Source organism: Streptomyces sparsus (genome assembly GCF_054776295.1).
In genome coordinates this window covers 1,862-6,101 of the sequence record NZ_BAAHCA010000228.1, presented here as the reverse complement: position 1 = coordinate 6,101, position 4,240 = coordinate 1,862, and the positions used below count along the sequence as shown (strand labels likewise).

At 70.2% G+C, this 4,240-nt stretch carries 4 protein-coding genes; 2 read left to right on the top strand and 2 right to left on the bottom strand.

Going from position 1 to position 4,240, the window contains the following annotated elements:
* Positions 1-59: 59 nt before the first annotated feature.
* Both ACYVE9_RS12885 and ACYVE9_RS12880 read right to left on the bottom strand, forming a co-directional pair.
* Positions 60-1,490, bottom strand: a complete 1,431-nt coding sequence (locus ACYVE9_RS12885; RefSeq protein ID WP_461027949.1) for a sensor histidine kinase — start codon at positions 1,488-1,490, stop codon at positions 60-62.
* 13 nt (positions 1,491-1,503) lie between these two features.
* Positions 1,504-2,226 carry a response regulator transcription factor gene (locus ACYVE9_RS12880; protein ID WP_461027948.1) on the bottom strand — a complete coding sequence of 241 codons (723 nt, stop codon included), beginning with the start codon at positions 2,224-2,226 and terminating at the stop codon, positions 1,504-1,506.
* Positions 2,227-2,513: 287 nt separating this feature from the next.
* Here ACYVE9_RS12880 and ACYVE9_RS12875 point away from each other — a divergent pair, with 287 nt between their 5' ends.
* Both ACYVE9_RS12875 and ACYVE9_RS12870 read left to right on the top strand, forming a co-directional pair.
* Positions 2,514-3,290, top strand: a complete 777-nt coding sequence (locus ACYVE9_RS12875) for an amino acid ABC transporter ATP-binding protein (protein WP_461027947.1) — start codon at positions 2,514-2,516, stop codon at positions 3,288-3,290.
* Between the two features lie 49 nt (positions 3,291-3,339).
* Complete coding sequence (locus ACYVE9_RS12870; RefSeq protein WP_461027946.1) at positions 3,340-4,170, top strand: glutamate ABC transporter substrate-binding protein; 831 nt, start codon at positions 3,340-3,342, stop codon at positions 4,168-4,170.
* The last annotated feature ends 70 nt before the right edge of the window (positions 4,171-4,240 follow it).

Genomic DNA, 4,240 nt, shown 5'->3' with positions numbered 1-4,240 from the left:
GCCCGTCGGCGCCCCGCCCGTCCGCGCCCCGCCCGTCCCCGGGCAGCGCCTGGCGGGGCTCAGGGGGCGTTGCGAGGCAGGGTGAAGGTGACGCGCAGGCCGCAGGGCTCGTTGGGCGCGTAGGAGACGGTGCCGCCGCCGGCCGACAGCAGCGCCCTGGTGATGGACAGGCCGAGGCCGGAGCCGGGAACGTTCTGGTGCCGGCTGCTGCGCCAGAAGCGGTCGCCGATCCGCTCCAACTCGTCCTCCGCCAGGCCCGGGCCGCCGTCGGCCACCTCGATGGTCACGTGTTCGCCGTCGGGCGCCGTGGTGACGGTGACGGGCGCTCCGGCCGGCGTGAACTTGAGCGCGTTGTCCACGACGGCGTCCAGCGCGCTCGACAGCGCCACCGGATCGGTCCAGGCGGTCACCGCGGCTTTCCCTGCGGTGCCGAGCTGCACGCCGCGGCGGTCGGCGACCGGCCGCCATGCGTCGACCCGCTCGGCGACGAGCGCGGCGACGTCGGTGAGTTGCAGGTCGGCGGCGGTGTGCTCGGCGAGGGCCAGGCCGAGCAGGTCGTCGAGCACGCGGGCCAGGCGTTTGCCCTCGGCCTGTACCGAGGCGAACTCCGCACTGCCCTCGGGCAGCGCCAGGCCCAGCAGTTCGATGCGCAGCAGCAGTGCCGAGAGGGGGTTGCGCAGTTGGTGGGAGGCGTCCGCGACGAAGGCGCGCTGCTGTTCCAGGATCTCCTCGACGTGGTCGGCCATCTCGTTGAAGGAGTGCGCCAGGCGTTGCAGTTCGGGCGGTCCGCCGGACGCGGCGACGCGGGAGGCCAGCTTGCCGGTGGCGATGTCGTGCGCGGCCTTGTCGAGCGTGCGGACGGGGCGCAGCACCCAGCCGGTGAGCTGGTATGCCGCGATCACCGCGACCAGCATCGCGGCGCCCTCACCCGCTGCGAGCGGCAGCCAGCTGCGCAGGATGCGGGAGCCCAACTCGTCACCGGGCGAGGAGGTGAGGACCACCGCGACCACATCGCCGTCCCGGATCACCGGGGAGGCGACCGCGATGCGGTGCGTCGACCAGGGCCACACCTGCGCCGCGTCATGGCTGCGCCGGCCGGCGAGGGCCTCCGCGAACGCCTCGGCGCCCTGCCCCTCCTCGGGCACGCCCCAGCCGTCGGGGGACGCGGCCATCGCGCGGCCGTCGCGGAAGAAGACCCCGGCGCGAATGCCGTACAGCTGGTGGTAGCGGGCCAGTTCCTCGGTGAGGGTGGCCAGCCGCTCGTCCTGCTCCTCCCGGGCGGCCCGGCTCTCCGCGGAGGCGAGCGAGCCGTCCACGGGCCGGGCGGTGACGAACTGGGCCAGGGAGGCGAACCGGGCGGTGTCGTCGATCCGGTCGACCACCACCCGCTGCTGGTCCCTGGCGGCCATGCTCACGGCGAGCGGGAAGGCGAGGGCGAGCAGCACGCCCGCGGACAGGACGATCAGCAGCGGCAGAAGGCGGGAGCGCACGGTGCCCGAGGCCTCAGGCGGCCGGGGAGGCCAGCCGGTAGCCGACGCCCCGCACGGTCTCGATGAGCGCGGGCAGTCGCAGCTTGGACCTCAGCGAGGCGACGTGGACCTCGAGGGTGCGGCCGGTGCCCTCCCAGCTGGTGCGCCACACCTCGCTGATGATCTGCTCGCGTCGGAAGACCACGCCGGGGCGCTGGGCGAGCAGCGCGAGCAGGTCGAACTCCTTGCGGGTCAGCTGCACGGGTTCGTCGTCCACGGTGACCCGGCGGGTGGAGAGGTCGATCAGCACGGTGCCGAACCGCAGCGAGGTGGGGTCGTGGCCGCCGTCGCCCTCGCCGCTGTCGGGCTGCTCGGCGTGTTCGTCCGCGGCGTTGCGCCGGCTGACGGCGTGGATCCGGGCGAGCAGTTCCCCGGTGTCGTAGGGCTTGACGACGTAGTCGTCAGCCCCCAGGTTGAGGCCGTGGATACGCGAGCGGACGTCGGCTCTGGCGGTCACCATGATCACCGGCGTGCTGGTGCGGCGACGGATCCGGCCGCAGACCTCGAAGCCGTCCTGGTCGGGCAGACCGAGGTCGAGCAGCACCACGGCGAAGGGGGACACACCGTCCGCGGGCAGCAGGTGGTCGAGGGCCTCCGCGCCGTTGCGGGCGTGCACCACGTCGAAGCCGTGCCTGTTCAGCACGGCGCTGAGCGCCGCAGCGACGTGTTCGTCGTCCTCGACCAGCAGCAGCCGCACCGGGCCTCCCTCCGGGTTGGTCGTCCGTTCCCGCTCCGGGCGCGACCGGTCCCGCGCGGTGCGGGCTCGCCTATGCATACACCCCGACTGAACCGGGCGAGTCAATGCCTCACCGGTCACAGACGGATATCCGTTGTGCAGCCGGTACTCTCCCGATCAGGTCGATCACTGAGCGTGTCCGTTCGTGGCGGGATCGTTATCCTCAAGTTCCGCTCAGATGTGATGACGCGGGTTCCCGCAGGTCATTAAGGTCCCCCCAGTCGATGAGGACGGAGCGAGTGACGCCGATGAGCGAAGTATCGGTGACCAAGGACGCCGCGCCAAAAGCGGATCCACTGGTCGTACTGGACAACGTCAACAAGCATTTCGGCGCCCTGCACGTGCTCCAGGACATCGATCTGACCATCACCCGAGGCGAGGTGGTGGTCGTGATCGGTCCCTCGGGTTCGGGCAAGTCGACCCTGTGCCGGGCCATCAACCGACTGGAGACCGTCGAGTCCGGCTCGATCACGATCGACGGCAAGCCGCTGCCCGCGGAGGGCAAGGAGCTGGCCAGGCTGCGCGCGGACGTGGGCATGGTCTTCCAGTCCTTCAACCTCTTCGCGCACAAGACGGTGCTGGAGAACGTGACGCTGGGCCAGATCAAGGTGCGGCGCAAGTCGAAGGCCGACGCGGACAAGCGGGGCCGTGAGCTGCTGGACCGGGTCGGCGTCGCCAACCAGGCCGACAAGTACCCGGCGCAGCTCTCCGGCGGCCAGCAGCAGCGTGTCGCCATCGCGCGGGCCCTGGCGATGGAGCCGAAGGTGATGCTCTTCGACGAGCCCACCTCCGCGCTCGACCCGGAGATGATCAACGAGGTCCTGGAGGTCATGCAGCAGCTGGCCCGGGACGGCATGACAATGATCGTGGTCACCCACGAGATGGGTTTCGCCCGGTCCGCGGCGAACCGCGTGGTGTTCATGGCCGACGGTCGGATCGTCGAGGAGGCGACTCCCGACCAGTTCTTCAGTAATCCCCGCAGTGACCGGGCCAAGGACTTCCTGTCGAAGATCCTCGCGCACTGAGCCACCTCCCGGCGGAATTCGCACACCACTCAACGAGGGAAGTCCAGCAATGAAACTCCGCAACACCAGCATCGCCGTCGCCACCGCGATCACGCTCGGCCTGTCTCTCACCGCCTGCGGCGGGGAGAGCGACAGCGGCGACGGTGACGGCAACGACAAGGTCACCATCGGCATCAAGTTCGACCAGCCGGGCCTGGGCCTGAAGACGGAGGACGGCGATTTCGAGGGCTTCGACGTCGACGTCGCCACCTACGTGGCCAAGGAGCTCGGCTACGAGGAGGGTGACATCACCTGGAAGCAGGCCCCCAGCGCCGAGCGGGAGAACCTGATCTCCCGTGGCGACGTGGACTTCATCGCCGCCACCTACTCCATCACCGACGAGCGCAAGGAGAAGGTCTCCTTCGCCGGTCCGTACCTGCTCGCCCACCAGGACCTGCTGGTCCGCAAGGGCGAGCAGGTGTCCGAGGGTGACGACCTCAACGGCAAGAAGCTGTGCTCCGTGACGGGCTCCACCTCGGCGCAGAACGTCAAGAACGACTTCGCGCCCGACGCCCAGCTCCAGGAGTACGGCGGCTACTCGGAGTGCCTGAGCGGTCTGGAGAGCGGCGCAGTCGACGCGCTGACCACGGACGACTCCATCCTGGCCGGTTTCGCCGCGCAGAAGGACTACCAGGGCAAGTTCGAGCTCGCCGGCCTCAGCCTCAGTGACGAGAACTACGGTATCGGCCTCAAGAAGGGCGACACCGAGCTCCAGAGCAAGATCAACGACGCGCTGCAGAAGATGATCGACGACGGTTCCTGGGACAAGTTCGTCGAGGCCAACTTCGGCCCGGCCAACTACGAGAACGAGCCCGCCCCGGAGATCACCGAGAAGGGCTGAGCGCGCTCGCTGACAGCGCCACACAGGCCCGGTGGTGGGGGGGGGGGGGGGGGGGGGGGGGGGGGGGGGG